The sequence below is a fragment of the Paenibacillus sp. sgz302164 genome, from assembly GCF_056120505.1.
In genome coordinates, this window is sequence record NZ_JBVYOL010000001.1 from 601501 (window position 1) to 628475 (window position 26975).

Annotated in this window: 24 protein-coding genes and 1 pseudogene; 6 read left to right on the forward strand and 19 right to left on the reverse strand. The window is 53.2% G+C overall.

What is annotated here, in order from left to right:
• Positions 1–336 precede the first annotated feature (336 nt).
• Complete coding sequence (gene thiM / locus AC0LWT_RS02650) at positions 337–1143, forward strand: hydroxyethylthiazole kinase (RefSeq protein ID WP_474679649.1); 807 nt, start codon at positions 337–339, stop codon at positions 1141–1143.
• A gap of 15 nt (positions 1144–1158) precedes the next feature.
• Positions 1159–1818, forward strand: coding sequence for a thiaminase II (gene tenA, locus AC0LWT_RS02655; RefSeq protein WP_474679650.1), 660 nt, complete (start codon positions 1159–1161; stop codon positions 1816–1818).
• Between the two features lie 63 nt (positions 1819–1881).
• Here tenA and AC0LWT_RS02660 read toward each other — a convergent pair whose 3' ends face one another.
• Genes AC0LWT_RS02660 through AC0LWT_RS02675 form a run of 4 tightly spaced genes read right to left on the reverse strand, consistent with a single transcriptional unit; the run spans position 1882 to position 5973 of the window.
• Positions 1882–2979 (reverse strand): GerAB/ArcD/ProY family transporter, encoded by a 1098-nt coding sequence (locus AC0LWT_RS02660; RefSeq protein ID WP_474679651.1) that lies wholly within the window; start codon positions 2977–2979, stop codon positions 1882–1884.
• Between the two features lie 12 nt (positions 2980–2991).
• Positions 2992–3228 carry a hypothetical protein gene (locus AC0LWT_RS02665; protein ID WP_474679652.1) on the reverse strand — a complete coding sequence of 79 codons (237 nt, stop codon included), beginning with the start codon at positions 3226–3228 and terminating at the stop codon, positions 2992–2994.
• Positions 3229–3233: 5 nt separating this feature from the next.
• Positions 3234–4430, reverse strand: coding sequence for a Ger(x)C family spore germination protein (locus tag AC0LWT_RS02670; protein ID WP_474679653.1), 1197 nt, complete (start codon positions 4428–4430; stop codon positions 3234–3236).
• 16 nt (positions 4431–4446) lie between these two features.
• A complete protein-coding gene (locus AC0LWT_RS02675) occupies positions 4447–5973 on the reverse strand; it encodes a spore germination protein (protein ID WP_474679654.1) in 1527 nt (508 codons plus the stop codon).
• 111 nt (positions 5974–6084) lie between these two features.
• Here AC0LWT_RS02675 and AC0LWT_RS02680 point away from each other — a divergent pair, with 111 nt between their 5' ends.
• Positions 6085–6318 carry a hypothetical protein gene (locus AC0LWT_RS02680; protein WP_474679655.1) on the forward strand — a complete coding sequence of 78 codons (234 nt, stop codon included), beginning with the start codon at positions 6085–6087 and terminating at the stop codon, positions 6316–6318.
• A gap of 223 nt (positions 6319–6541) precedes the next feature.
• On the opposite strand, the pseudogene AC0LWT_RS02685 reads toward AC0LWT_RS02680, so the two are convergent.
• The 4 genes and pseudogenes from AC0LWT_RS02685 to nrdR form a co-directional block, all read right to left on the reverse strand.
• Positions 6542–6691: pseudogene (locus tag AC0LWT_RS02685) on the reverse strand (SDR family oxidoreductase); the annotation flags it as partial.
• Between the two features lie 11 nt (positions 6692–6702).
• A complete protein-coding gene (locus AC0LWT_RS02690; RefSeq protein ID WP_474679656.1) occupies positions 6703–7605 on the reverse strand; it encodes an aminoglycoside phosphotransferase family protein in 903 nt (300 codons plus the stop codon).
• A 1-nt stretch (position 7606) separates the two neighbouring features.
• Positions 7607–9973 carry a YcdB/YcdC domain-containing protein gene (locus AC0LWT_RS02695; protein ID WP_474679657.1) on the reverse strand — a complete coding sequence of 789 codons (2367 nt, stop codon included), beginning with the start codon at positions 9971–9973 and terminating at the stop codon, positions 7607–7609.
• Positions 9974–10115: 142 nt separating this feature from the next.
• Positions 10116–10595, reverse strand: a complete 480-nt coding sequence (gene nrdR / locus AC0LWT_RS02700) for a transcriptional regulator NrdR (protein WP_474679658.1) — start codon at positions 10593–10595, stop codon at positions 10116–10118.
• 109 nt (positions 10596–10704) lie between these two features.
• Here nrdR and AC0LWT_RS02705 point away from each other — a divergent pair, with 109 nt between their 5' ends.
• Complete coding sequence (locus tag AC0LWT_RS02705; RefSeq protein ID WP_054797454.1) at positions 10705–10929, forward strand: alpha/beta-type small acid-soluble spore protein; 225 nt, start codon at positions 10705–10707, stop codon at positions 10927–10929.
• Between the two features lie 86 nt (positions 10930–11015).
• Here the strand turns inward: AC0LWT_RS02705 and AC0LWT_RS02710 are convergent, their stop codons facing one another.
• The 5 genes from AC0LWT_RS02710 to polA form a co-directional block, all read right to left on the reverse strand.
• Positions 11016–11639, reverse strand: coding sequence for a lytic transglycosylase domain-containing protein (locus AC0LWT_RS02710; RefSeq protein ID WP_474679659.1), 624 nt, complete (start codon positions 11637–11639; stop codon positions 11016–11018).
• Positions 11636–12232, reverse strand: a complete 597-nt coding sequence (gene coaE / locus AC0LWT_RS02715) for a dephospho-CoA kinase (RefSeq protein WP_474679660.1) — start codon at positions 12230–12232, stop codon at positions 11636–11638. The genes AC0LWT_RS02710 and coaE overlap by 4 nt, the downstream gene beginning before the upstream one ends.
• Before the next feature lie 18 nt (positions 12233–12250).
• Entirely contained in the window at positions 12251–12943 is a 693-nt protein-coding gene (ytaF, locus tag AC0LWT_RS02720) for a sporulation membrane protein YtaF (RefSeq protein WP_474679661.1), read from the reverse strand.
• 88 nt (positions 12944–13031) lie between these two features.
• On the reverse strand, positions 13032–13892 hold the full coding sequence (mutM, locus tag AC0LWT_RS02725; RefSeq protein ID WP_474679662.1) for a DNA-formamidopyrimidine glycosylase: 861 nt from the start codon (positions 13890–13892) through the stop codon (positions 13032–13034).
• Positions 13893–15093: 1201 nt separating this feature from the next.
• Complete coding sequence (gene polA, locus AC0LWT_RS02730) at positions 15094–17748, reverse strand: DNA polymerase I (protein ID WP_474679663.1); 2655 nt, start codon at positions 17746–17748, stop codon at positions 15094–15096.
• Positions 17749–17882: 134 nt separating this feature from the next.
• On the opposite strand from polA, the gene AC0LWT_RS02735 reads away from it, so the two are divergent.
• Positions 17883–18647, forward strand: a complete 765-nt coding sequence (locus AC0LWT_RS02735) for an HAD family hydrolase (protein ID WP_474679664.1) — start codon at positions 17883–17885, stop codon at positions 18645–18647.
• Positions 18648–18663: 16 nt separating this feature from the next.
• On the opposite strand, the gene AC0LWT_RS02740 is transcribed toward AC0LWT_RS02735, so the two are convergent.
• Complete coding sequence (locus AC0LWT_RS02740) at positions 18664–20403, reverse strand: GGDEF domain-containing protein (RefSeq protein WP_474679665.1); 1740 nt, start codon at positions 20401–20403, stop codon at positions 18664–18666.
• 230 nt (positions 20404–20633) lie between these two features.
• Between AC0LWT_RS02740 and AC0LWT_RS02745 the strand changes: the two genes are divergently transcribed.
• Entirely contained in the window at positions 20634–22229 is a 1596-nt protein-coding gene (locus AC0LWT_RS02745) for a response regulator (RefSeq protein WP_474679666.1), read from the forward strand.
• 409 nt (positions 22230–22638) lie between these two features.
• Here AC0LWT_RS02745 and phoU read toward each other — a convergent pair whose 3' ends face one another.
• From phoU to AC0LWT_RS02770, 5 genes are all read right to left on the reverse strand, one after another.
• Positions 22639–23298 carry a phosphate signaling complex protein PhoU gene (gene phoU / locus AC0LWT_RS02750; protein ID WP_474679667.1) on the reverse strand — a complete coding sequence of 220 codons (660 nt, stop codon included), beginning with the start codon at positions 23296–23298 and terminating at the stop codon, positions 22639–22641.
• A gap of 23 nt (positions 23299–23321) precedes the next feature.
• Entirely contained in the window at positions 23322–24092 is a 771-nt protein-coding gene (pstB, locus tag AC0LWT_RS02755; RefSeq protein WP_474679668.1) for a phosphate ABC transporter ATP-binding protein PstB, read from the reverse strand.
• The gene (gene pstA / locus AC0LWT_RS02760; protein ID WP_474679669.1) at positions 24093–24950 is read right to left on the reverse strand and encodes a phosphate ABC transporter permease PstA; all 858 of its coding nucleotides are present in this window, start codon (positions 24948–24950) and stop codon (positions 24093–24095) included.
• A complete protein-coding gene (pstC, locus tag AC0LWT_RS02765) occupies positions 24947–25882 on the reverse strand; it encodes a phosphate ABC transporter permease subunit PstC (RefSeq protein ID WP_474679670.1) in 936 nt (311 codons plus the stop codon). The genes pstA and pstC overlap by 4 nt, the downstream gene beginning before the upstream one ends.
• Positions 25883–26042: 160 nt before the next feature.
• Entirely contained in the window at positions 26043–26969 is a 927-nt protein-coding gene (locus tag AC0LWT_RS02770) for a phosphate ABC transporter substrate-binding protein (RefSeq protein ID WP_474679671.1), read from the reverse strand.
• Between the last annotated feature and the right edge of the window lie 6 nt (positions 26970–26975).

The window sequence follows — 26975 nt, forward strand, 5'->3', positions numbered from 1 at the left end:
CCTACCGGTTCCCCTAGCCCTAACAAAGTGTCGCGACTTTCTCGGAGCGATCTGCGATCTGCAGTTTTTTGAGCTGAAATCCGGGGTTCGGGCCGATATGAACGCTCGGCAAATTTAAGTTGCATTTTTTCCCCCGGGGGACTACACTTAAAAGCAACCGAATAGAACGGGAGCTTGTGCGAAGCAGGCTGAGAGTACGGCTAATCTGCCGTAGACCGTTGAACCTGTTGGATAATGCCAGCGTAGGAACCCGCTCAAAGTGTCTTATGATCACTTTGCCTGTTTGTACACAGGCAAAGTGTTTTTTATTTTATACTCAAAGGAGTGCTTCATTTCATGAACGTACAGCAAATCGCCGCAATGTTGGATCGGGTAAGAGCGGCAAGACCCCTCGTTCACAATATTACGAATGTTGTCGTCACTAATTTCACGGCCAACGGGCTGCTCGCTTTGGGCGCTTCGCCGGTCATGGCCTATGCTGAGGAGGAAGTCGCCGAAATGGCCGGCATTGCCGGGGCCCTCGTTCTCAACATCGGCACTTTAAACGCTGCGGAAGTGCGCGCGATGAAGCTCGCCGGCAAATCCGCCAATGCGCACGGCGTGCCGGTCGCTTTTGACCCGGTCGGCGCCGGCGCTACTGCTTACCGCACAGCTACGGCCAGAGCGATCATCGCCGAGGTCGATGTCGCCGTGCTGCGCGGCAATGCGGCGGAAGTCGCGCAGGTGATCGGCCGCGACGCGCAAATCAAAGGCGTCGATGCCGGAGAAAGCGGCGGCGACTCGATGCAGCTGGCTGTCGCTGCGGCGCAGCAGCTCGGCACGACGGTTGCCGTTACCGGGAAAGACGACATCGTCTCCGACGGGCAAACAACGTACATCTGCCGCAATGGCGATGCGATTCTCACAAGAGTAACCGGAACAGGCTGCTTGCTGACGTCCGTGATCGGCGCCTTTTTGGCCGTTGAAGCCGACCCGGTGAAAGCTTCGGCCGCAGCTCTCGTCACCTACGGCGTAGCTGCGGAAATCGCCGTAAAAAACAAAGGCTCCGAAGGTCCGGGAAGCTTCCAGATCGAATTGCTGAACGCATTGGCGCAAGTTTCCGCAGAAGACCTGGACAAATACGCGCGCTTTGAACTTGTTTAACTGGAGGTACGGACGATGACATTATTTTCCGAACGGATTCGCCTTGCGGCGGACGAAAGCTGGGAAGCCAGCTTCCGTCACCCTTTCGTGACGCGGCTTGCAGACGGAACGCTTCCGCTGGAATGCTTCAAATATTACGTGCTCCAAGACTCGTATTACTTGTCGCAATTCGGCAAAGTGCAGGCGCTCGGCGCGGCCAAAGCGGCGGACCTGTATACGAGCGGGCGGATGGCCGAGCATGCGGTATCGACGTATCGGGCGGAGCTCGGGCTGCATGAGAAATTCAGCGCCCTGCTTAACATTACGGAAGCCGAGAGAGCCCGCTTCGAGCCGGCGCCAACCGCCTACGCTTACACGTCGCATCTGCTGCGCGCCGGGTACGAAGGGCATCTCGGGGACATTTTGGCCGCCATTCTGCCCTGCTACTGGCTGTACCAGGATATCGGGGAGCGGTTTAAGGATGCCACCCCGGGTCATCCGATTTATGAGGAATGGGTCGGCGCATACGGCAGCGACTGGTTCCGCACGCTTGTGCAGGAACAGATTGACCGTCTTGACGCCATCGCAGAACGGGTTACGGAAGGCGAGCGCGTGCGGATGGAACGGCATTTTGTCATTTCCAGCCGCTATGAGCTGGCTTTTTGGGAAATGGCCTACACGCTGGAAACGTGGTGATTTGCGAAAAATCAAGCAAAAATACCGGGGCCGCACACTTCAGGTGCCGGAAATGCCATTTTTTCAATTCCGTCTATGGTATTTTTGCTTGATCGCATGCACGAAAAGAACGATCGCTGGAATTACCGGAAACAAAGTAAAATCCCAAGTCACCCAGTATGGATTGACAGCGTTGAAAGCGATGATATTCGGGGTGATCATAAAGGCGAAGCCGAATAAAAACAGACCGAGCGGCACCGTTAAAACCCGAAAATCCCGCAAATTGAACAGCTGCGCAACTCCGACCGTAAAAGCGTATGTGTTCACGACTGACCGGAAATAAGTCGATAATATCCAGTTAATGGCGAGAATCGCTTCCACCCTTTCGAGAAAATGTCCGGCATTGATTTTTTTGGCCAGCGTATAAGTCGCATAAACTTGATTCGTCAGCAAGTAGTGGCCGAGCACCAGCAGGGAGACGAGCGTAATGGAAAAAATGGCGAGACCGGCCAAAAAGACGCCTAGCAAATAATCCCGCAAAGTATGCTTGCTCTGTTTGACGCTTGGGAATATCATCCAAAACGTAACCAATTCGCAAAACGGAAACGATACAAAAAACAAAACGCCTTGCGTGATGCGGAAAGGACCTTGTCCAAAAAAAGGCTCCAGCTTTTTCGGATCCGACTGGGGCAGCAGCAAAACGATGAGAGCGACGAACAAAACGGCAAAGAGGATAAAAAAGACTTCGGAGGTTCGCGTTATCGTCTCCAGTCCGCCGCGAACCGCCATAATAACGATGAGTACCATCAGCAGATTGATGACCCGCATCGGGGTTTCCGTCATCATTTGCGCGGTAATAAAATCGCCGATTTCCCGAATCTGAACGGTCAGCGCCATCAAGAGAAACATCAGGTAGATGAGCGTCACCGCGCCTCCCGCCCATTTGCCCAGCACAAGCCTGTTGAACTCCACCATCGTAAGGCCTCTGAACTCTTGGCTGATTGCATAGACGCCCCACGCCACGGCGACTCCGACAGGCAGGCTGATTAATGCGGAAATCCAGGCATCCTGCTTGGCGTAAATGGTCGCATTGCTCGGCAAAAACAGCAGCATATCCCCGATAACGTACAAAATAACGAGAACGGACAATTGTTTCGTTCCGATTTGCTCTTTTTTCGGCAATATATAACCCCCTTATGAAACGAAAAAATGACTCAACCAATCGTTGATCGGCTTGTATATCGTATGAAGGAAGTTTAAGGGACTTGGCAGCATAATTTGCTTGACGGTGACAATGCCGGTCCATACGCCTGCAAGCAGGATGATGGAAAAGAGAACGGCTTCCTTTAGCCAGCCTTTTCGGATTAAAGCCGGCAGCTCGATAAAGGCCGCCGCGGCTGCCGCCATGATGACGATCGCTATACCGAGCATGCTTGTTACTCCTTAAGATCGTTTTTGACAGGATTGTTGGTAATGCCGATCCGGCGGATGATCACTTCGACATCGTATTTGATTTCCAGGTTTTCGAAATAGGTGTTCCAGTCGTCTTTCATCCGTTCCCACGCTTTCGGGTCAGCCCTGTAAATCGCATGTCCGAAGCCGAAAATGTCCACATCGAATTTTTGCCGGACATGGGCGACTGTCGTTTGCATAAGCTCGGTAAGATGCTGCTCGTTAACCTTCTGCAGCTCGTTGATCGTTTGCGGATCGGTCAGATCGATTTGACATTCCGCCTCGCCGATACTGGAAACATTGAGCACCTTGATCGTAATGACAGGCTTGCCGCTCACGACACTGCCCTTGATGTCGGTTTTGGAACTTACCGTTTCAAGCACCAGCTTGCCCCCGTTCGGGCATTCCAGATTGCCTACCGAACTCGTTACGTTGTTCATAATATAGTTATAGCCCCTGCCTTCTTCCTCGCTCAGCCAGCCGATCATACGGTCTTTATAAAAAACAGCCAGCCCGGCGTAGCGCAATATCGCGGAAGGCTCGATTTCCTCCGTATTTTTCTTCTTCTCGCCTTCCTTTTGATTACCAAGCACCCGGACCCCGCTCAATACCGGATTCAGACCCTCGGTAACCAGTTGATCTACGAGCTGATCCATCGTCACGGTAGTTGTAGGCGACCAGGCTTTGGCTGACGTATCCAGCGAGTAAAACAAACTGTGAGCCGGAATTTTTTCCAAAGGCGTTAAAATTTTCAGCACGTCTTCAGCCGGAACCTGGCGCGCGACCATAATATAAAAGTCGGTTCTCGCTTCGGGATTGCGGTACAGCAGATCGAGCGTGCTGCTGATGCCTTCCCGGGCCACGGACTCGCCCAAAATCAATACCCGTATGTGGCCGGAGTATATTTTGCGCGGACTCGTCTCGGTCAGCTTGCGGAAGGCTTCGAACACTGTCGGCGCCGTCGCTTTGTACATCGTAACCGGCGATCGGCCGCTTCCCGTTCTGGCAAGCATTTCGCCGGGAATGACGACCTGAATGGAGATCTGGTATTGATCTCCCACCTTGTCGATGGCCGTCCCCATCTGGATCGCCAGTTCGTTCAACTCACGCCGGTTCCAGCATCCCGTTGTCACGGTCAAGAGCAGGATCAGGATCAGAAAAGTTGCACCCGCTTTTTTCATAGCAGCTTTCCCCGCTTTAGTTGTTAAGTTCGCCGTCGTTATCCTGGCGGACCGTGTCCCGGCCGGAGATCGATAAAGGCCTTCTGATCATATGCCTCCAAGGCACCCGGAACAGCGTATCCTTCTGTTCATGCAGGGAAAACGGAGCAAAGGAGCTCATGTACGGAACGCCGAACGAGCGCAGAGTCGTCAAATGGAGCACGAGCGCAATAAGTCCGATCAGAATGCCGAATAAGCCGAACGACGCGGCCAATCCCATCAAAACAAAGCGAATCATTCGGACGGCGATCGTCAGGCTGACGGAAGGCAGGACGAAGCTGGAAATGGCCGTGATAGCGACAATAATGACCATGGCGGCAGAGACGATGCCGGCCTCGACGGCAGCTTGGCCGATAACCAGCGTGCCTACGATGGAAACCGCCTGTCCTACCGTTTTGGGGATGCGCACCCCCGCTTCGCGCAAAATTTCGAACGTTATTTCCATCAGCATTGCTTCGATAAACGCCGGAAACGGCACGCCTTCCCGCTGCGCGGATAAATTGATAAGCAAATTGGTCGGAAGCATTTCCTGATGAAATGTCGTAACCGCAATATAGAGCGAAGGAGCAAGCAGCGCTATAAAAAAAGACAAAAAGCGGATGACCCGCAGCAAGCTGCTGATGTCGAAACGCTGATAATAATCTTCGGCCGACTGGAAAAATTGCACGAACAAAGCCGGAATGAGCAGCACGAAAGGGGTGCCGTCGACCAGAATCGCAATTCTTCCTTCCAACAGCCCCGCCGCAATCGTATCCGGACGCTCGGTGTTGTAAACGGTCGGAAACGGAGTATAAGTTTTGTCCTGAATAAATTCTTCGATATACCCGCTTTCCAAAACTCCGTCGATCTTAATCTTGTCCAGCCTGCTGAAAACTTCCTTGACGACCGCGTCGTCGGCGATATGTTTGATATACATAACCGCAACGCTCGTTTTGGTTACTGTCCCGATTTGAAAATTGTGGTGCCAAAGCCGCGGGTCTTTGATTCGGCGGCGAATCATCGCCGTGTTGTTGCGGATATTTTCGGTAAAAGCCTCCATCGGGCCTCTGACGACTCCTTGGGAGGTAGGCTCGCTTACATTGCGGCCTTCCCAGCCGGCAGCGCCGATTTGAAGCCCTTCCGCAAAACCGTCGGTCAAAAGGATCGCCCCGCCCGACAGCAGACTGGTGTAGAGATTGGACTCATCGTCCAACAAGCAAACATCGCCCGCCGTAAGCACCGCTTCCTTCAAAAAGATCAGCGGGTTGGCGCATTCATTGTACAATTCCGGATCGGCCGTCCGCCGGTCTTTGGAAAGAATCGGTTCGATAATGGACTGGTTCACAATCTGGTTGTCAACCAATCCGTCCATAAACAGCAGCGCCAATCGCCAACCTTCGGCAGACGTCAATTCTTTGATGATCAAGTCCTCACTGTACCCGAATTGCCGTTGTATATGCATCGTATTCCGCTCTAGTTCCGTATACAAGGTTGTCGCATTCTCTGTTTGCGGATCGCTGTTCATCAACGGTACCTCCGGCATCAGTATGATTTCCATTTTTTCCATACAGCCCGAAATTATGCAAACAAAAAAATCACCCTGCGGGTGACAAACGATTACATCCACCGGAAATGGATGACCGGCAATGAAAAACCTGCAAAAATACATGAATTTGCGTCCTTGATCATTCGCCACGAACAATTCCTGCAAAAGTGCAGGCTTTTCACCGAATACATGGACGCAGACTCACTTTCAGCAAAAATCCCTGTACTTTTGCAGGTTTTTCGCCAAAACAAGCCAATTTCGCAGGAAAAACCTGCACTTTTGCAGGTTTTTCACCCCCGACCAGCCTGCCAATCCGCCGAATAACTACCCGCCGTGCAGCACTACAATCCGCGCCGGGACAGGCGCTCATTAGGAAAGAGCCATTGCACAACGCCGGCACCACCGTCTTTTGATGGCAAAAAAACATGTCTTGCAAAAACGTCCGGTTGGCGTAAGAAAATTGCGCGATACCTCTTTCATGACGCCAGACCCGGTGTTTATCGAATCTACGCTTGCCAAAACCCGAAAAATATAACTGGATATTTGTTTATTCCTCATAAATCATCTTCCGCATCATCCCGTCATCGATTACCAGGTTGATTCCCGTAACGAAATCGTTGCCCGGGTCGGTCAGGCACAAGTAGGCTCTGGCAATATCTTCAGGCTTTCCGATCCGTCCCGAAGGATGCTGCGAATGACCCCGGCGGCTCAGCTCCTTAATAAAAGATCGAATCGTTCCGCTTGGCGAATACAGGCCTCTTCCCCTCCGCTGTCGCTTTCAATATGCCACCAGGCGGCAAGGAGCGCGTGACAGTACGCCCAGACAAGCACCCTTTCCTTGTTCAGATCCAATTGCTCAACAAACAGGTCGATTCTGCGTTCGGTAGCTTGTAAAGCTTGCTCCGGCGGCACATGGTTCATTAAAAAAGGGATTATTTCATACTCAGGTTCGCCAATCACTCCCTTGGGGTCAATGGCCAGCCAAGGTTCGCGTTCGGCGGATAGTATATTCTCATGATGCAGGTCGCCATGGAGCAGGTACTGTTTGCCGGGAGCGGACTGCAGCCGGGAAAGCAGCAGCTCCGCCTTCTCTATCATTGCCTTCGGGAAAGGCCCGGTTCCGCCGTTAAAATGCTTTCGCAGCCGCTCAAAGCCTTGAAACCATCCCGCCACAGTCGGAAAAGCCGGCTCCGCCGGCGGGGCCGCCCGCAGTTTTTTCATCACCGATGCGGCGATCAGCACCGCCGTTTCGTCATCCGCTACGGATTTTAACGTGTTCCCCGGCTTCAGCCTTTCCAACAAAATCAATCCCATATCGGCATCGGCACGGAGGAGTTTGACCATTCCGCGGCCTTCCAAGCACGTGAGCGCCATAATTTCCGCAGCCGTATCTTTGGAAGGGACTCCAAGCTTCAAAACGGCCTCTTCCCCTCCGCTATATACGACCGGAGCGACGAAGTTATAGCTGAGCGAATAGGAAGGAAGCACCCGCAGCGACCATTTGGCTTCAATGGAAGCGATCAGTTCATTGAAATCGTCCAGCCACTGTTCGCCTTTTTCCTTATGGACGCCAATGATCGTGCGGCTGAAATGTTCAGGCAGTTGGATCATATTATTGTATACCGATCCTCTGGTCCAGTTTTCCTTGCAAGTATACGACTCTCATGAGCACAGTCGCCGCTTGCGCCTTCGTCACAGTGCCCTGCGGATCGAGCTTGCCGTCGATGCCGTCCAGCAATCCGAGTTGGGCGGCGAGAGCAACGGCGCCCTTCTCCGCAATGAGGTCGGCATCTTCATAGCCGAGCTTCGCATTGTTTTGCAGCTGCGCGGCCAGCTTGTCGTATTTGAGGAACTTGACAAGCAGAGCGGCCAGCTTTTCCCTCGTCAGCATGCTGCCCGGCTCCAGCCGCGGGGTTTTGCGGGGATCGAGCCACTGAGATTGAATATAAAACTGGGCGGCCGCATAATAAGCATTTTCTTTGTCCACATCCTCAAAATGCAGCTGCGGTTGCGAGCCGTTGTTCGCGTAAAAAATCGAATCCTCATAATGCGGATTCAGCGCTTTCGCGGTCATCTGCAGCCAGTCGCCGAGCGTAATGGCCTCATCCGGATGCAGCTTGCCTTCGGAATCGGCCTTCAAAATGGAGTGCTGAACAAGCGACTCCAAATCTTTTTGCGCCCAATGTCCTGCGATATCGGCAGGTGGCGCCGGCACATTTCCGCCGCCTTCGCCGGATAACTGGAAAGTTTCCCGCCATTTGCCGGTAACGGCATCGATTATAAATCCGGCCTGTGTGCTGTCCTTGTAGTTTTGCTGATAAACTAGCTTAAGCACCGGTTCCGCATACCCTGTAGTTCCCGAATAAAAGCCGCCGAACTTGTGGTATTGCAGCACGGGAGCCGTGCCTTCCATAAAGATTTTGAAAGCTTCTTCTTTCGTTGTAGCCGCCTCCAGTGAGGACACTTTCGCATCCATATCTTCCTCGCGGGTACTGTGATAGCTTTTCAGTGCGCCTTGCGCGTTCAACGTGATCGAAGTCGTATCGCCGCTGACCGGAAGCCCCTTGAATATACGCTGATAGCGGTACACGAACAAACCGTTCCCGCCATTGGCCGGGGAATCCGCCGACATCAATTTGAGTTCCTCGGCATTCGGATACAATTGATTAATGAGAGCCAGCGCCTTCCCGTCCGCCGCCTTTTGCGCAATCGCTTCCTGCTTTTGCCCCTCTCTTGACGCTTCATTCACCAATGGGGACCCATACCCGAATCCGTCTGCCTGAAAATCGAGAATTCGCCCCGTTTTCGCATCAACGACGGCTGTGGATTGCTTTTCATACCCGCCAAAAGAAGGCGTTTGATTGGACCAGCTCAAGTTCCACACCTGCCGGTTATTTTCCCAATAGGCATTTAATTCCTTTCCGATCAGCTTCCGATCCGCCGGAATGGCTTCCAATCGCTCCGCGAGCCCGGCTGCCTGCTCGGCCGTCAGCAGTTGGCCGTCTCCTTTCCCCGCTGTCGGAACAAAAACTTGATCCGTCTTGCCGACGTCAGAAAGCTGCTCAATGTCCGATTTCAGGTCTTTGCCCGTTTCATCCAGCAGTTTGCCGGTTTGCGCATCGATGCTCACATCGCCGCGCAAAGGAGCCCAGCCGAGAAACCAGCTTTTTTCTCTGGCGTATGGTTTATACAACGGAACATACTGCAAATTCAAATGAACGCTCGATTCGTATTTTTTAAGCGCTTCATCCTGGCTGACAGCCGGCTTCGAAGACGGATATTGTTCCGACGCTTTGGTTCGGTAATAACCCGTAACTTCCCCGTTGCCGTCTACGGTCACGGAAATATTGTCCCCGCTTGCGAGGCCGTCTATGAAAGGAGTGAACGTAAAATAATATTGAACAGGACCAAAAAGCGCATCTTCCCTTATTCTCGGCTGTTGTTCAAGCTTCAAGCTGTCGGACCCGATCGAAGGCGCTGCCTTGCGGATAAAATCTTTTGCCGATTCGAGGGCTTCCGCTTCGGTCTTTTTCGGCGGATAGTACGCCTCGCCGTCGGCGGCCTGGAAATAAAAGCTGGTTTGCAGCAATTCGCCGGTAATGGAATCAACCTTGCTCGTCAAACCGTAACTGCTGTTAGAACCGGTGCTGAACTCCCAGTTGATCGTCCAGACATTTTGATATTGAGGAGGATATGTATTCGTATCTCCCAACTGCACCTGGGCTGCCCGGGCATCCTTAAGTCTGGGAAATAAAGCCTTGACTTTCGCTACCGCTTCTTCCTGCGTAATTTTGGCTTCCGCCTGTTTGACCGGCGGCACCTGAACGGTATCGGCAATCGGAACCGCGGCGGACATGCCCTGCACTTCGACGGTTACGCTTTCGCCTGCAAAAGCCGGCAGCGGCAGCAGACTCATGCTCAAAACGGATAATACGGCAAGCTTGCCGGTCATCCCATTTATTTTTGGACGTGCATTCAACAACATCACTCTCCCAAAATTTGAATATTTTGCAAAGCCCATCAATATGTACGTGCCCAATTACAAATAGTTCCGTTCTTATCAAGGAAACAAAATAAAACCGTCGTCAGCTCTTCGTCAAGAAGAACCGCGACGGCTTTGCTTATTTTTTGGGAATAAATCCGCCTTCATGCTTGCCTAATATTTCTGTCAATTCTTTTAAAAACATATTGATATCTTTGAACTGGCGATAGACGGAAGCGAACCGAATGTACGCCACTTCGTCGACCGGGTACAGCTGCTCCATAACAAGTTCGCCGATGGCCCGGCTGTCCACTTCCGCATGCGCGGTGTTGCGAAGCTGCATCTCTACTTCCGAGACGATAACTTCCAGCCTCTCCATGGAAACAGGTCTCTTCTCGCAGGCCCGGATCAGGCCTCTCAACATTTTTTCCCGGCTGAACTCTTCTCTGCTGCCGTCCTTCTTGATGACGATCAGCGGGGTTTCCTCTACCATTTCGAACGTCGTAAACCGTCTCATGCATTTCTCGCATTCCCGGCGGCGGCGGATCGATTTATTTTCGTTGGCGGATCTGGAGTCGAGCACTTTCGTACCGTTGTAGTCACAGAATGGGCATCTCACTGGCCTCTTAACTCTCCTTTCTTTTGAACGTCAATTACCATATGTTACTTGTCATGAACAGGAGCGAAACGCACATAATAGGATTACCAACGACAAGGAGGTGAACAACATGGGTGCAGGACAATCTCGCAGCAGCAATGTTCTAGTCGTTCCTCAAGCAAATGCCGCGCTGGATCAGTTGAAATACGAAGTTGCTCAAGAGCTGGGTATCGCCATCCCGCAAGATGGCTACTACGGCAACATGGCGACTCGTGATACTGGTGCCATCGGGGGTCACATTACTCGTCGCCTGGTACAAATCGCAGAGCAGCAATTAGCCGGACAATTCAAGTAACCCTTGAATAAAGGCTAACGTCCCGCGAGAAGTATTGAATCATTGCTCCTTCGATGGAGCGGGTTCAATGCTTCTTTCTTTTTTCATCAAAAATCTTTGAGAGAGCCCGGATTGCCCGCCGCTAAAGCGGATAAAGCATTTTCGATCCACTGCTCGGTGTAAAGTTTTTTGTACTTCTCATAGTAATACAGCACCCGCTGCACATAATGACGCGTTTCCCCAAAAGGTATCCGGCTGATATTCGCTTCCGTGCCGTCCCAAACCTCGTTTCTTTTCCATTGGTTGACATTGCCCTGGCCTGCATTGTATGCGGCTATGGCGTACGGCAAATTGCCGTCATAATGCTTCATCAGCCAACTGATGTACCAAGCTCCGAGATTGATGTTAATGTCCGCCTGCAGCAAATCTTCTTGTGAAAAAGAGCCCATATTCGCGGACTCGACGATCCAAGCCGCCGTGTCCGGCATAAGCTGCATGAGGCCGATCGCCCCTTTGCTCGATTCCAGATGATGCTTGTAGTTCGTCTCGACCCGAATGATCGCCGCAATGAGAAAAGGATCTGTATGATGATTCGCCGCGCTTTGTCGAATTTCCTTCTCGTAATAAATCGGGTACAGCTTGCGGCCGATAAAAGAACTGTTCATAAAGAGGAGCATAACAAAACAAATCAGCAGAAGAGCGAAAGCGCGCTTTTTCCGAAAAAATGTCATGTAAGCCCCTTTCTTAACCAAAATTCGCGAATCTGCCGCTCCGTTTCCTCCAAAGATCCGCTGTTGTCAACGAGGATATCGGCGCGCTCGCGCTTGATTTCGATCGGCATTTGCGCATCAAGCCTCCTGTCGGCCTCGGCTTCCGAGAGCCCGTCGCGCCGGATCAGCCGTTCCCGCTGCACTTCGTGGGGCACATAGACGACCATAATCTCTTGATACATATGTTCATAACCGGATTCATACAGCAGCGGCACATCGACAACGACCAACTTGTCCGGATGCTCCCGCTCGGCCGTCTCTCTTTGCTCGAGCAACTGCGCGCGAATCGCGGGATGCAGCAAGCTCTCCAACAGCTTGCGCGCATCTTTGTCCGCGAAAACGATCTCGCCCAGCTTTTTGCGGTTCAAAGATCCGTCCGGCTGAATAACGGCTTGTCCGAACTGCTCCGCAACCCTGGCAAGAACCGGGCTGCCGGGCTCCACAACATCGCGGGCGATTTTGTCCGCATCAATCAATATGGCGCCGCGGCGGACGAGCATGGCGCTAACCGTACTTTTGCCGCAAGCGATTCCTCCTGTTAACCCGATATTCATCCGAAAAACTCCTTGCCATTAGAACATTTTCATGATTCCCATCAATACAAGCACGCATGCCGGAAGAATCGACAGCTTCCTCATCCAGTTGATCTCCGCATAGCGAAACCCGATGCGAAGTCCGGTCGCAATAAATATTCCGCTCGCCAAAGCGATGACAGCCGCCGTAAGTAATGGCGCAAACCCGATAAGAGCCGCCCCGATCCCTGCTCCGAATGCGTCGAGCGATAGCGCCAGCCCGAGCAGCGTCGCTTCGGACGCGGAAATATTGCCCGATTTATCTACATCCGCGATGGAAGGCGTCCGTAAAATTTGAATAACAAGTCCAAACCGTTTCAATTCGAGGTTTAAAATCTCTTTTGTCTTTTGCAGCGTATCCCCGCCCTGCGGTTCGGCCGGGAGCTGCCTCAAAGAAATCTCCGGCTCTTGCGCTTCCTGAGACTTATTTTGCAGCACCTGCGCAAACGCCCAGATGCCGATACCGATCAGGATGGCGGCGCCGATCCGCTTCGCTGCCTCCGGACTCAAAAACGAAGACAGGAGCACGCCGATTTGCATCGAGCTGAAAATAATAATGCCCGACCAAAGCGAAATAATGCCGATGGAAAGAAGCGGAATCCGAATTTTACGCAAACCGTACATCGCACCGACGCCAAAACCGTCCAAGCTGACCGCAAAAGCAAGAATAAGCAAAGAAATCACAGGAAGCATAATACCCCTCCTAAGAGTTTTCCATAGGATTAACTTCTTTCCCAGGTTACATTCTTCTTATCATATGGGAGGGGGTGGCGACTCGTGCCTATTTACCGGATTTCTTTGGGACTCTCTTCTGCTTCAGGGGCTGGCATGTCGGACAAATATGCGTCCCTCTGCCGCCGACAACCGTTTTGTAAATCTCGCTTCCGCACGCCTTGCAAGGTTCGGACTGCCGTCCGTAAATGTTCAATTGATGCTGGAACAGTCCGATTTCACCCTGGCCGTTCACAAAGGATTTGATCGACGAACCACCTGCTTCGACCGCATCCCGCAGCGTCCGCACGATGGCCTCATGCAGCAGCAGCAGCTCCTTGCGGGAAAGCGACGAAGCTTCGCGCTCGGGATGAATGCCCGACAAAAAGAGAGACTCGTCTACATATATATTCCCGATTCCGACGACACATTCCTGATTGAGCAGCAGCGGCTTAATCTTGGTGGAGCGCTTGGAAATACGTTCGCTGAACGCCTCCGGCGTGAACGATTCCTCCAAAGGCTCCAGGCCCAGCTTCTGCAGCGGAGGCTGCGAAAACTCCTCCCCTTTCGGAAACAAATGCATCGTTCCAAACTGCCGCACATCCTTATACCGCAGCTCGCTGCCGTCCGTAAAACGGAACAGCACATGAGTATGCAGCTCCAGCGGATCATCACCTGCGTACAAGCCATAGCGGCCTTCCATGCGCAAGTGCGAGACGAGCACATATTCATCCAAGACAAAGCGCAAAAACTTGCCGCGCCTTTCGATAATTTGAATCGTTTGACCTTGCAGCAGCGTCTCAAACATCTGAATGTCCTGCGGCTTCTGTATAATCCGCGGCAGCCTGACCTGAACATGCTCGATCGTTTTTCCGGCAACAAGCATATTCAGCGTTCTTTTGACTGTTTCGACTTCGGGCAGCTCAGGCACCAGGTCTCACCTCTATAAAATAATTTTTTTGTACCAATGGTAAAAAAACAAGAATAGGCCCGTGCAGAAGCAAGAGCGGGGTGTATGGGCCGCGGGCACAGGCCGGCGGCACAGGCCAAAGGCAGGGCCGCGGGCGCGGGCCGGCGGCGAAAGCCAAAGGCAGGGCCGCAGGCGCGGGCCAGAGGCGAAAGCCAAAGGCAGGGCCGCAGGCGCGGGCCAAAGGCAGGGCCGCGGGCGAGGGCCGGCGGTGCGGGCCAAAGGCAGAGCCACCGGCGGGGGCCGACGGCGCAGGCCAAAGGCAGGGCCGTGGGCGAGGGCCGGCGGTGCGGGCCAAAGGCAGAGCCGCAGGCGAGAGCCGGCGGCGCAGGCCAAAGGCAGGGCCGTGGGCGAGGGCCGGCGGTGCGGGCCAAAGGCAGAGCCGCAGGCGAGAGCCGGCGGCGCAGGCCAAAGGCAGGGCCGTGGGCGAGAGCCGGCGGCGAAAGCCAAAGGCAGGGCCGCGGGCGCGGGCCGGCGGCGAAAGCCAAAGGCAGGGCCACCGGCGCGGGCCGGCGGTACAGGCCAAAGGCAGAGCCGCGGGCGAGAGCCGGCGGCGCAGGCCAAAGGCAGGGCCGCGGGCGCGGGCCAGAGGCGCTAGCCAATGGCAGGGCCCGGCTCGCGCGGTGGTGGGACCGCGGGCCAGCAGCACCTCTGCCTGTCAGCGCGAAAAAACCTGCAAAAGTGCAGCTTTTTACCCGTTGATACGCTGGCAACGAAAAATTCCTGCAAAAGTGCAGGCTTTTCATCGAAAATATAGGCCCAGACTCATTTTCATTCAAAATTCCTGCACAATTGCAGGCTTTTCACCAAAACGGCCCACTTTCACTGAAAAAGCCTGCACTTTCGCAGTTTTTTCGGCCTAGAGGGCCTTGTGGAGCCCGTGAACCTGGCGTGCGGCATCCTCGCAGATGACTGTGCGGCCGGCGGAACAGAGGTCACCGGCGCCGTCTTGCCGCAGGGATGCCCGCTCCGAACGACGCCACCGTCTCGGGCAGCTCCGCCTTCTGGCGGGCCTTGTCGGGCCCATGAGCCTGGCGCGCAGCAGCCTCGCAGATGACTGTGCGGCCGGCGGCACGGAGGTCTCCGGCCGCCTTGCCGCAGGGCCGCCCGCACCGGCCGGCGCCACCATCACGGGCAGCCCGCCCAAAGCGGTCGGCTGCCGAAATTACTTCGCCTCGTACCAGGTGAGGCCGAAATCGACGTCCGCCTGAAGCGGCACGTCCAGCTTGAGCGCGGAAGCCATCACTTCCGGCACGATCCGGCGCATCGTCTCCAGCTCTTCTTCCGGAACCTCGAAGACAAGTTCGTCATGCACCTGAAGGAGCATGCGGCTGCGCAGCCGCTCGTGCTTCAGGCGTTCCGCCATCTGCACCATGGCGAGCTTGATGATGTCCGCGGCCGAGCCTTGAATCGGCGAGTTCATCGCCGTGCGCTCCGCAAACGAGCGCAGGTTGAAGTTCGATGCCGTAATTTCCGGCAAATAGCGGCGGCGCTGCAGCAAAGTCGTGACATACCCGTCTCTGCGGGCATCTGCCACGATATCGTCCATATATTTGCGAACCCCCTGGAATACGGCAAAATATTGCTCGATAAAGCTGGCCGCTTCCTTCCGGGTAATGTCCAGGTTCTGGGACAGGCCATAATCGCTGATGCCGTAGACGATGCCGAAGTTGACCGCCTTGGCCTGGCGGCGCATGTTCGCGTCGACTTCGTTCTCCTGCACGCCGAATACGTCCATCGCCGTCTTCGTATGAATGTCCATGTTCTGAAGGAACGCTTCCTTCAGCTTCTCATCCTGCGAGATGTGCGCAAGCACCCGCAGCTCGATCTGCGAGTAATCCGCAGCCAAAATGTACCATCCCGGTTCGGAGGGGACGAATACTTTGCGGATTTTGCGGCCTTCCTCCATACGAATCGGAATGTTCTGGAGGTTCGGGTACTGGCTGCTGAGCCGCCCCGTAGCGGCAATCGTCTGCCGGTAATACGTATGCACTTTGCCGGTCTCCGGCCGCACCTCTTTAAGCAGCCCTTCGACGTACGTCGACTGCAGCTTCGCCAGCGAGCGGTAGTGCAAAATATGCTCTACGATCTCATGGTAGGGCGCAAGCTTTTCCAGCACCTCGGCGTCCGTCGAGTAGCCGGTTTTGGTCTTCTTCCAAGCTGGCAGCCCCAGCTTCTCGAACAAAATCTCGCCAAGCTGCTTCGGCGAATTGATGTTGAATTCGCAGGCCGCCAGCTCGTAGATGCGGGCCATGATGCCTTCGAGCTGCCCGGCCAGTTCCTCGCCGAGCTGCTTTAGGCCGTCGGCGTCGACCTCGATGCCGCGCAGCTCCATCTCCGCGAGCACGCCCGCGAGCGGCAGCTCCAGTTCGTAGAAGAGGCTGTGCATCTCGCTCTTCTCCAGCTCTTCCCGCAGCGCGGGCACCGCGCGGCGGATCGTGTCCGCTTTGCGGCACAGGTGCGCGCCAAGCGCAGGAAGCTCCGGCAGGCGAAACTTCACGCCTTTGCCGAACACCTCTTCATCGGCCTTGATGCCAGGCAGGCCGTATTTGCCCGCAAGGCCGCTCAAGGTGAGCGTCGACTCCGTAGGATCGAGCAAATATGCGGCCAGCAGCACGTCGAAGTCCACCCCGCGGAGGCGGACTCCCTGCCAGGCCAGCGCCAGCTCCGCACGGTGCTGGTCGAACAACTGCTTCTTCTTCGTCTCGTCGGACAGCCAGTCTCTGACCGGCCCCGCTTCCTCGCTCATCAGCAGGCTGAAAGGCATATACGCCAGCTTGCCGCTTTGTTCCATATAAACCGCCATCCCGGCCACATCCGATTGATGTGGGTTCTCGCCAATCACTTCTATATGAATGACGGCCGAATCGCCGAGCGCGGCTATGAGACCCGCAAGTCCGTCAGCCGTAACGATTTCCGTCTCCAAGCTTTCTTCGGCTTGCTCCGCCTCGCCGGCATTTGCCGAGAAATCCATTTTTTCCAGCAGTGATTTGAATTCCAGCTTGCGGAACATGCCCGCCAGAGCTTGTCCGTCGTAGCCTTCATAACGGAAGCCCGCCCATTCCGTAGCCATCGGCACTTCGCGGAAAATCGTCGCAAGCTCCTTGCTCATGATCGCATCCTTCGAATGCTCCTCGATCTTTTCCTTCATCTTGCCCTTCATATCGGCGCTATGGGCCAGCACTTCCTCAACGGAGCCGTATTCGTGAAGCAGCTTCAGCGCCGTCTTCTCGCCAACCCCCGGAATGCCGGGAATGTTGTCCGAGGCGTCGCCCATCAGCCCTTTCAGGTCGATGATCTGATTCGGCGTCAAGCCGTACTTTTCCATAATTTCTTGCGGATTGTAGCGCTCGACCTCGCTGATGCCCTTGCGCGTAATCGCGACCGTGACATGCTCGGAGGCAAGCTGCAGCATATCCTTGTCTCCCGACACGAGCAGCACCTTCTCGCCGTGCTCGTCGGCAATCCGCGTCAGCGTGCCGATAATGTCATCGGCCTCGTAGCCCTCCAGTTCAAACTGGGGGATTTGAAAAGCCCGCAGCAGCTCTTTAATGAGCGGAAACTGCTCGGAAAGCTCAGACGGGGTTTTGGCCCTACCGCCTTTGTACTCGGTATATTCTTTATGGCGAAACGTCACCTTCCCCGCGTCAAACGCTACGAGAAAGTGGGTCGGCTTTTCTTCTTCAATCAGCTTCAGCAGCATGGTGGTGAAGCCGTACACGGCATTCGTGTGCAATCCGCTTGAGTTGCTGAGCAGCGGAAGGGCGTAAAAAGCCCTGTTGGCAATGCTGTTGCCATCGATAATGATCAACTTGTCCATAGTAGCCTCCCCGATTTCAGACATACTCTCTTCATCATAGCATAGGAAATAAAAATAAAAAAACAGTTATGCACATAAACATGTAATAGAAGCGAGTAAACGGGTCGCAAGGTCTTCAAAAGGAGGTTCTCCGCATGAGTCCTTTTTTTTCTCCAACCCGCAAAAAAGTCATTTTTTTCGATATGAACAATACGATTCTGGATCGCAGGCAGTGCTTCGACTCCGCGTTTTTGCAAGTGATGAACGAGTATACGGCAAGATGGGAACCGGAAGGCCACACATGGTCCGGCCAGGACGCGCTGCAAAGCTATAAGCTGGAATGGAGCAAGCATCGGAAGGCGCCCGTAAAAAGCCAGATTTCCGCCGAGGAGCTCCGGCTATTGTGCCTGAAAAAGGCGCTCCAGCCTTTTCCGGTTGCCGTAAACCCCGCTTTTACACGCGCTTTTTTCGATCAGGTCGAACAGCAGGAGGATACCTTTGTCGCTTTATTTCCCGGCGTCGAAGAAACGCTCGGCGTTTTGACCAAAAATTTCGAGCTGGCCATTATTAGCAACGGCAATTTGCGGCGTCTGCAAACCAATTTGCACAAACTGAAGCTTACTCAGTGGATCGGGCCGGACCGTCTGTTCAGTTCGGAGAAGGATGGGCCGCGCAAGCCTCATCCCGCGATTTTCGAAGCGGCTATGAAAACGGTGGGCACGACGCCCAATCAAAGCGTCATGGTCGGTAATTCGTGGCGCAACGACGTGGTGGGGGCAACCTCCTGCGGCATGGACGCCGTCTGGATTCATCCAGGCAGCGTGAAAAAAATATCGGAACGCCGGGTCGGCAAGCAAAAGGTTATCATTATCCGCTCTTTTAAACAGCTTCAGCATACGTTCTCGGAGCCGATACGGTGACCGGCATACAGAGCGCTCAATTTATGCAGTGCATGCAATAAACGCTCCCTTGATGCGCCTTCGCTTTCTTCTTCAAAGCAGCCGCAGCTTGTGAAATCTGCTCGAGGGTCATCGCGGATTCACTGCTGCATACGACGAGTGAAAGCGAAAGCGTCACCCCATTGCTCGGAACCTGGGCGCCGCTGCGGTCCCACACGTATTCCCACGTCTCTCCCTCGTAGAACATCTGTACGCCCTGCTCGAACCGGCGAATCATTTCCTGGCACAGCGTCTCCGGTAGCATCGTAGAGGAAATAGCTATAAAATCGTCCCCGCCCACATGCCCGACAAAGTCGAGCGGCGTGCCGCATACCGCAATCGCCTGCTGCATGATGTCCGCCGTATATTGAATCAACTGATCCCCTCTTTGAAAGCCGAAGCGGTCGTTGAACCATTTGAAATAGTCCAAATCCGCGTAGACGACATGGAACGGCTTCTTTTCCATAATCCGCTTGTTCAGCTCCCGGTTGATCTGCAAATTTCCCGGCAGTCCGGTCAACGGATTGGCAATCCGCGCGGATTCCATGCGGACGCTCGTAATGCTTTCCAGAATGGAGCGGATGGAAGCCGTGCCCGCCATTTTTCCGCTGCTCGTAATAATGACGAGATCGTACAGGTTATGTATGGAACGCGAGGTCGCCATTTGCGAGACTTGCTCTACGGGCATGAACTCGTCCACGATGAGCGGAGAATCGTCCATGATCTGATCGATGCTCCGGTTCCAGAACAACGAGAATCCGTACTGCCCCGCCAGCTGCTGAAACAGCCTGTCCCTCATCATCAGCCCGACCGGAACGGCTTCGCTTACGATAACGGCGCCTACGGCGTCCTGGTTTTTTTTCAAATAGTCGGCGACTTCGGAAATAAGCGCACGCTTGTCGAACACCTTCACCGGCGCGGCCAAATCGCCGATCGACCAGACCGCTGCGCCGCCTTGCAGCTTTCGGTGCTGCCAGATCAGCATCTGGTGGCTTTCCTCGACGGTAACGGGATCGGTGCCGGGCCTTCCGAGCAAATAGCCTTGACCGTAATGAATGCCCATCCGGGTTAGCTTGATCAGCTCGTCCATATGCTCGATGCCTTCGGCAATAAGCGAAATGTTCATTTTCTGGGCGAAGGTGACGAACGTTTCTACGATATACTCCTTGACTTTATTTAAATGAATGTTCTCGATCAAAGAACGGTCAATTTTAATAAAATCCGGCTGCAGCTCCGCAATCGCCTGAAGGGACGAGTATCCGGCCCCGGCATCGTCGATCGCAATCCGGTATCCCTGTTTGCGGTAATGCTCCAAAATCTTTTTGGCCAAAGTAAAATCCTCGATCGAGCTTCTCTCCGTAATTTCAAAAACGACATTGTTCGGCCGCAAGCCGTGGGCATGCAAAATCTCCATCGTTTTACCCGGAATAAATTGCGGGTCGTGCAGCACCTGAGACGAAATGTTAATAAATAAAAACTGCTCCGGCCGCAAAAAAGATCCCTGAATCGCCTTTTCTCTGGCCAGTTTTTCCAAAACATAGAGCTCGCCTTGTTGTTCGGCAAATTCAAACAGGTCCAGCGGCGATTGAAACGCACTTTCCCGCGGCCCCCGCGTCAACGCCTCGTACCCGGTAACTTCTCCGCTCTGCAGCGAGACAATCGGCTGGTACACCGAAAAAATGGACTGCCGCTCAATGATTTCGCGAAAATGCGTGAACATGTCTGACTGAACTTGCATCAACATCATCCCTTACCGACTCAACTTTTACCCCAAGTGTAACAAACCAAACGTCCAGACATGTTAAGCTTGTGTAAAATCATTGTAAATAGGTTTAATAATCTGTTTCAACATATTTTCTCACAGCCAAAAAGAGGGAATCTACCCTTTTCCCCGAAAAAAGAAAGCAGGAGATTTTGCAAAGCTGTGTTCATACCTTTTGGATTGTATAACCGAAAGAAGGAACTGAAATGGATGATCAAGTAAAAATCTTGGCGGTGGATGACCGCTACGAAAATTTGCTGGCTTTGACCGGCATACTTGCCTCTTCTGACTATGCTCTGATTACGCTGCAATCCGGCGAAGAGGTTCTCAAATACTTGCTCAAGGAGCCGGCCCACAATGTGGCCGTAATCCTGCTGGACGTGCAAATGCCCGGCCTGAGCGGTTTTGAAACAGCCGAGTTGATCAAGCAGAAAAAGTCCTGTGAAGATGTGCCCATCATATTTTTGACAGCGATCAGCACTTCGATTGAACACGTATTAAGAGGTTATCATGCAGGCTCCATCGACTACGTTTTTAAACCCGTGCATCCTGATCTGCTTAAAATGAAAGTGGACGCTTTTGTCAAGCTTCACCGCTATCATCAAAAAATAAAATCCCAAAGCGAGCTGTTGAACCAGCGGGCGCTTGAACTGGAGGAGACGAACCACAAGCTCGCCAGAGCGGAAATGCTGCTCAAGCAGCAAAACGAGCTGCTGGAAAAACGCGTGGAAGAAAGAACCCGCGAACTCGTGGACGCGCATCAAAAATTGCTGAAATCGCAAGAGCATTTTCAAAAAATGTTCAAAGCCTCGCCCTGCTTGATGGCGATCAGGCGTCTGTCCAATTACGAATATATCGATGTCAACGATACCTGGAAGCAGTACACGGGCTACGGGGAAGAAATCATCGGCACGTCCTTGAACTTGTTCGGGATGAGGGGCGATTCCGCCGAAAGCGAAGACACCTGTGCGGAGCAGGTCGGCCACAATGCCAAAGTCAAGTACGAGACGAAAAACAAAGAAATCCGCAGCGCCGTGCTGTCCACGGAAATTATCGACATGGACGACGAAAAGTGTCTGCTGCAGGTAGCGATCGACATCACGGAAAACCTCCGATACGAGACCGAAATGGCCCGTCTGGCCCAGTTGAACCTCGTCGGGGAGATGGCCGCCGGGATCGCGCACGAAATCCGGAATCCGATGACGACCATCCGCGGCTTTCTGCAGCTGTTCCGGGACAGCAAAGGCACGATGGAAAAAGAATACATACATATCATGCTGGAAGAGCTCGATCGGGCTAACAAAATCATTACCGAATATTTATCGCTGGCCAAAAATAAACAAACGCACCAGCATACCGCACAGTTGAACCGCATTTTGGAAACGCTCTATCCGTTGATCCAGGCCGAAGCGGTCATGACCGGCAAGCATCTTCAGATCGAATACGGCGATTGCCCCGAGCTGCAATTGGACGATCAGGAAATCCGCCAGCTGATCCTGAACATGTGCATCAACGGGCTGGAAGCGATGGACGCGGGCGGGATGCTGTCTGTCGAAACGTATGCCGAAGCGCAAAGTGTCGTTTTGAAAATATCCGATCAAGGAAGCGGCATCAGGGAAGAAAATTTGGAAAAGCTCGGCAGGCCGTTTTTCACGACCAAAGACCACGGCACCGGATTGGGGCTGGCCGTCTGCTACAGCATCGCCGCCCGGCATCAGGCGCCTATCGAAGTGCAATCGAGCAGCCTGGGCACGACGTTTTTCATCCGCTTCGCGATCCCTTCCGCCGTCTTGGCGCAGTAACCCTTTGATCGGCCGTTCAGTGGTTCCCGGCGTGGGTGCAGCACTGCAGTTCCCGGCGCGCGTTGTGCATTGCAGTGATGCACGGCGAGGGCATGAGGTAACTCGACTGGCTGGGCTGTGAAGGGAACCTGACTGCGGGCAGAAAGCCTGCAAAAGTGCAGGTTTTTGCCTGCTGATACGCTGGAAACGAAAAATTCCTGCAAATGTGCAGGCTTTTCGCCAAGCACAAGAGCTTAGATTCATTTTCTACGAAAATTCCTGCAATTTCGCAGGCTTTTCGCCAAAATGAACCGTTAACCCAGAAAAAGCCTGCACTTTCGCAGGATTTCTTCGCTCAGACACCAGGCAATCATACAAAAAGGGGAAGCTAGCGGCCCAAAGCCGTTAACTTCCCCTTTTTTCCACACCATCAGACGTTCAAATCTTTGCGCTTCCCGGTCACCATGTAGATGACACCTTCTCCGATGTTGGTCACATGGTCGGCAACTCGTTCCAGATAGTGCGCCACCATGATCAGATGAGCCAACTGACGGTTGCGGTTCAGGTCCGCATTCATCATGCTGATCAGCTCTTGCATAACCGTGCTGTACAGCTTGTCGACCTGGTCGTCCTTCTCCGCAAGAGCCGCCGCCCTGTGCACATTGCGCTCCGTGTAGGCGATCATGCTCTCCTGCAGCATTTCGATGGCGATATCGGCCATCTGCGGAATGACTTCGAGCGGTTTGACCAGCTCTTCACCGGCAAAGCGAATCGTAATCTTCGCGATGTCGACGGCATGATCGGCAATCCGCTCCAGATCGGTCGCGATTTTAATCGCCGTGCCGATAATTCTCAAATCGCTGGCCATCGGCTGCTGCAATGCGGTCAACCGGAGGCACAGCTCGTCGATTCTTGTCAAGAAGTCGTCGATAACATCGTCCCTCTTGATGATTTGCCCCGCCAGTTGTTCATCCAATCTGGCCAGTGAATCCACCGCCGAGCGGATCAAATGTTCCACACTGCTCCCCATTTGAAGCAGTTCATGCTGAAGCAGTTCCACCGACTGATGGAAACCCGGTCTCGTATCCATTTGTACACTCCCTTTCCCTTCTGTTAACCGAATCTTCCGGTAATGTAATCTTCCGTGCGCTGGTCGTTAGGACTTGTGAAAATTTTGTCCGTTTTGTCCGTTTCGATCAAATATCCGTTCAGGAAGAACGACGTCATGTCGGAAATCCTGGCGGCTTGCTGCATGTTGTGCGTTACAATGATGATTGTGTACTTGTCTTTCAGCATCTGGGTCAGCTCTTCGACCTTAAGCGTGGAGATCGGGTCCAGCGCTGAAGTCGGCTCATCCATCAGCAGCACATCAGGCTCGACCGCCAGCAGACGGGCGATGCAAAGACGCTGCTGCTGACCGCCGGACAAGCCGAGCGCCGATTTGTTCAACCGGTCCTTGACTTCGTCCCAAAGCGCCGCTTGTATCAAGCTGCGCTCGACGATTTCATCCAGCACCGATTTTTTCTTCGTGCCGTGAATGCGCGGGCCGTAGGCGATGTTGTCGTAGATGCTCATCGGGAACGGATTCGGGCGCTGGAACACCATGCCGACCCGCTTGCGGAGCGAAACGACATCCGAATCCGAGCCATAGATGTTCAATCCGTCTACCGCAACGTTGCCTGTAATTCTGACGCTTTCGATCAAGTCGTTCATCCGGTTCAGCGTACGCAGGAAAGTCGACTTGCCGCAGCCGGAAGGGCCGATCAAAGCGGCGATCGTACCGGCCTCAATACTTAGCTCTATATCATGCAGCGCATGGTTGTCCCCGTAAAACAAGTTTAATTTGTCCGCTTTGATTTTGGGCTTTGTCATTGTCGTTACCATTTATTTCCCTCCGGAAAGTCTTTTTTGTAAAATCCGACTTGGAATACCTACAAGCAAGTTGAAGACCAGCACGACGATGAGAAGCAGCGCCGCACTGCCTTTGGCGATATCTTTCGCATCAGGCACCAACGCTTCCGCACCGACATACCAGAGATGAACGGATAAAGTCTCGCCCATTTTCAGCGGATTGAAATCCGGGAAAAACCGCGACACCGACAAGCCTGCAGTGTAAATCAGAATGGCCGATTCCCCAAGCGCGCGGCCGGAAATGAGCGTAATGCCCGTAATCAGATTCGGCATTGCCGCAGGAATGAGCACCTTGCGGATCGCCTGCCATTTGGTCGAACCGAGCGCAAGGCTTGCTTCCCAGTACGAATCCGGCACTGTACGGATCGCTTCTTCTGTCACACGTACCATGACCGGCAAATTCAGCAGAGCGACGGTCGCCGCGCCGCCGATAATCGAAAATTTCAGCCCGAGCAAATTGGCGAACAACAGGAAACCGAACAATCCGAAAACGATCGAAGGGACGGAAGCCAAAGCTTCGACCGAAATGCGTACGATGTCGGTAAAACTATTTTTTTGCGCATAAACAGCCAGATAAATCCCCGAGAAAACTCCGATTGGAACCGAAATGATCAGGGAAAGGATCAAAATGTAGAAGGAGTTGAACAACTGCGGCCCAACGCCGCCGCCGGCTTTAATTTCCTCCGGCTTGCCGAAAATGAATTGCCAAGATAAATGAGGAATGCCGTCGCCAAGTATCCGTATCAGAAACCAGGCCAGAATGAGGATAATGACAATGCCCGAAGCCCAGAAGTAGATAGTGGCCAAACGATCCGTATTTCTGCTGTTCATTTAACTTCGCTCCTTTTAGCCACGATCCGGATAATAAGAATTAACAATAAGGAAATAATAAGCAGAACCAGCGCCATCATATAGAGCGCGTTATTCCAGGTCGTTCCGTAGTTCGTGTTACCCATGTCCTTGACGATCGCGGTTGTCAGCACCGTCGTCGAATCAAGCAATGACTTGGGCATTTGCGGCGAGTTCCCGATCACCATGAACACCGCCATCGTTTCGCCGATTGCGCGGCCCATGCCGAGAATGATGCCTGTCAAAATACCGGGTCTTGCCGCCGGCAGCAGCACGCGCCACATCGTTTGCCAGCGTGTCGCTCCGAGAGCCAGAGACGCTTCTTCCAACCGTCCGGGCAGCGAGCGGATCGCATCCTCGGAGATGGAAAGAATCGTAGGCATAATCATAATCGCCAAAATGATAGCCGCCGGCAAAATGCCGTACCCGACTCCGCCGGTCAATTTCCCGAGTGCGGGCACGATAACTGTCATACCGATCAGACCGTATACGACAGACGGAATGCCGACGAACAAGTCCGTGGCAGGCCGCAAAATTTCACGCATCCATTTCGGCGCGATTTTCGCCATAAACAGAGCCCCGGACAGCGCCAGCGGCACCGACAATACGACGGAAACGAGCGTCAGCAGCAGCGTGCTGTACAGAAAAGGCAGCGCTCCGAATTTATTTTGCCCAGGCGTCCAATCGGTCGAAAAGAAGTACTCCAAAGGACTGACCCCTTGAAATGTTTTGAGCCCCTGCATCCCTACGAAAATAATGATGGAAAAAATAATGGCCGCTACGAGCGCAGCGCTCCCGACGAATACCCACCGCATCACGCTGTCTTGTCTATATTGTCCCTTCGTCCATTTGCTCGTCATCGGGCGGTTCCTCTCTTCCGCCGTGTTTGCCAGCTTGTCTGCCACCGTGTTCAATGGATAATCCCCCTTCTCCTGATTCACATTACACTCATCATAGGTGATGAGTGTCAATGCATCATCAATGAATTGTAAAGACAATGTAAAAATTATCGTCTCTTCTCGAGCAAAAAGAGCGCTGCAATAGCTGCAGCGCCCTGATGGTTTTTAAACGTTATTATTTGTTTCCAAGCAGATCGGCAGGCAAGAATTTCAGATCGCGAACTTGCTTGCTTTGGAAGTCTTTGCTTTTGATATAGTCGATGAAAGATTTAGCAGGTTCTTTAGCTTCGCCTTTTGTGTACATACGCTCAACACCGAACAGTTTGTAAGTGCCGTTTTTGATGTTGTCTTCGGAGAAAGCAACTCCGTCGATTTTCAACGCTTTAACCGTATCGTCGATGTAAGGAGTATCAACGTAGCCGATGGAAGCGGATTGGCCGGCTACCGCTGTTTTCATAGCACCGCTGTTTTCTTGCGTAATACCGTCTTTAGTGAATTCTTTGCCGTCAAGAATGATTTGTTGAACCAGTTTACGGGAACCGGAGCTGTCAGGACGGTGAACAAGAACGATTTTCGCGTCTTTACCGCCTACATCTTTCCAGTTTGTGATTTTGCCCATATAGATGTCGGCAGCTTGTTGCTTAGTCAAGTTATCGACAGTTACATCTTTATTAACGATGAAAGCGAAAGGAGCAACTGCAACAAAGTTCTCTTTCAAGCCTTTGTCTTTGTATTCATCTCCAGGAGCCACGTCGGAGTTACCGATATCGGAAGTGCCGTCCGCTACGTTTTTGATACCTGTACCGGAACCGCCTGCTGTTACGTTGATCGTTACTTTCGGGTTTTTCTCCATGAACTCGGTAGCCGCTTGTTTCACAAGAGGAAGCAGGGCGCTGGAGCCGGATGCCGTAATTGTGCCGGAAAGCTCAGTTTTTGCTGGAGCCGGAGAATCGCTTGGTTTGGTAGATGCGCTTGCACTTGGTGAAGGAGATGCAGCGTTTTGTGTTGTGTTTGTGTTGGCGCCGCAACCAGCCAAAGCCCCCATTACTAAAATCGTAGAGAGTGAAAATGTAATTCCTTTTTTCGACATGAGCTTAAACATAGTCAG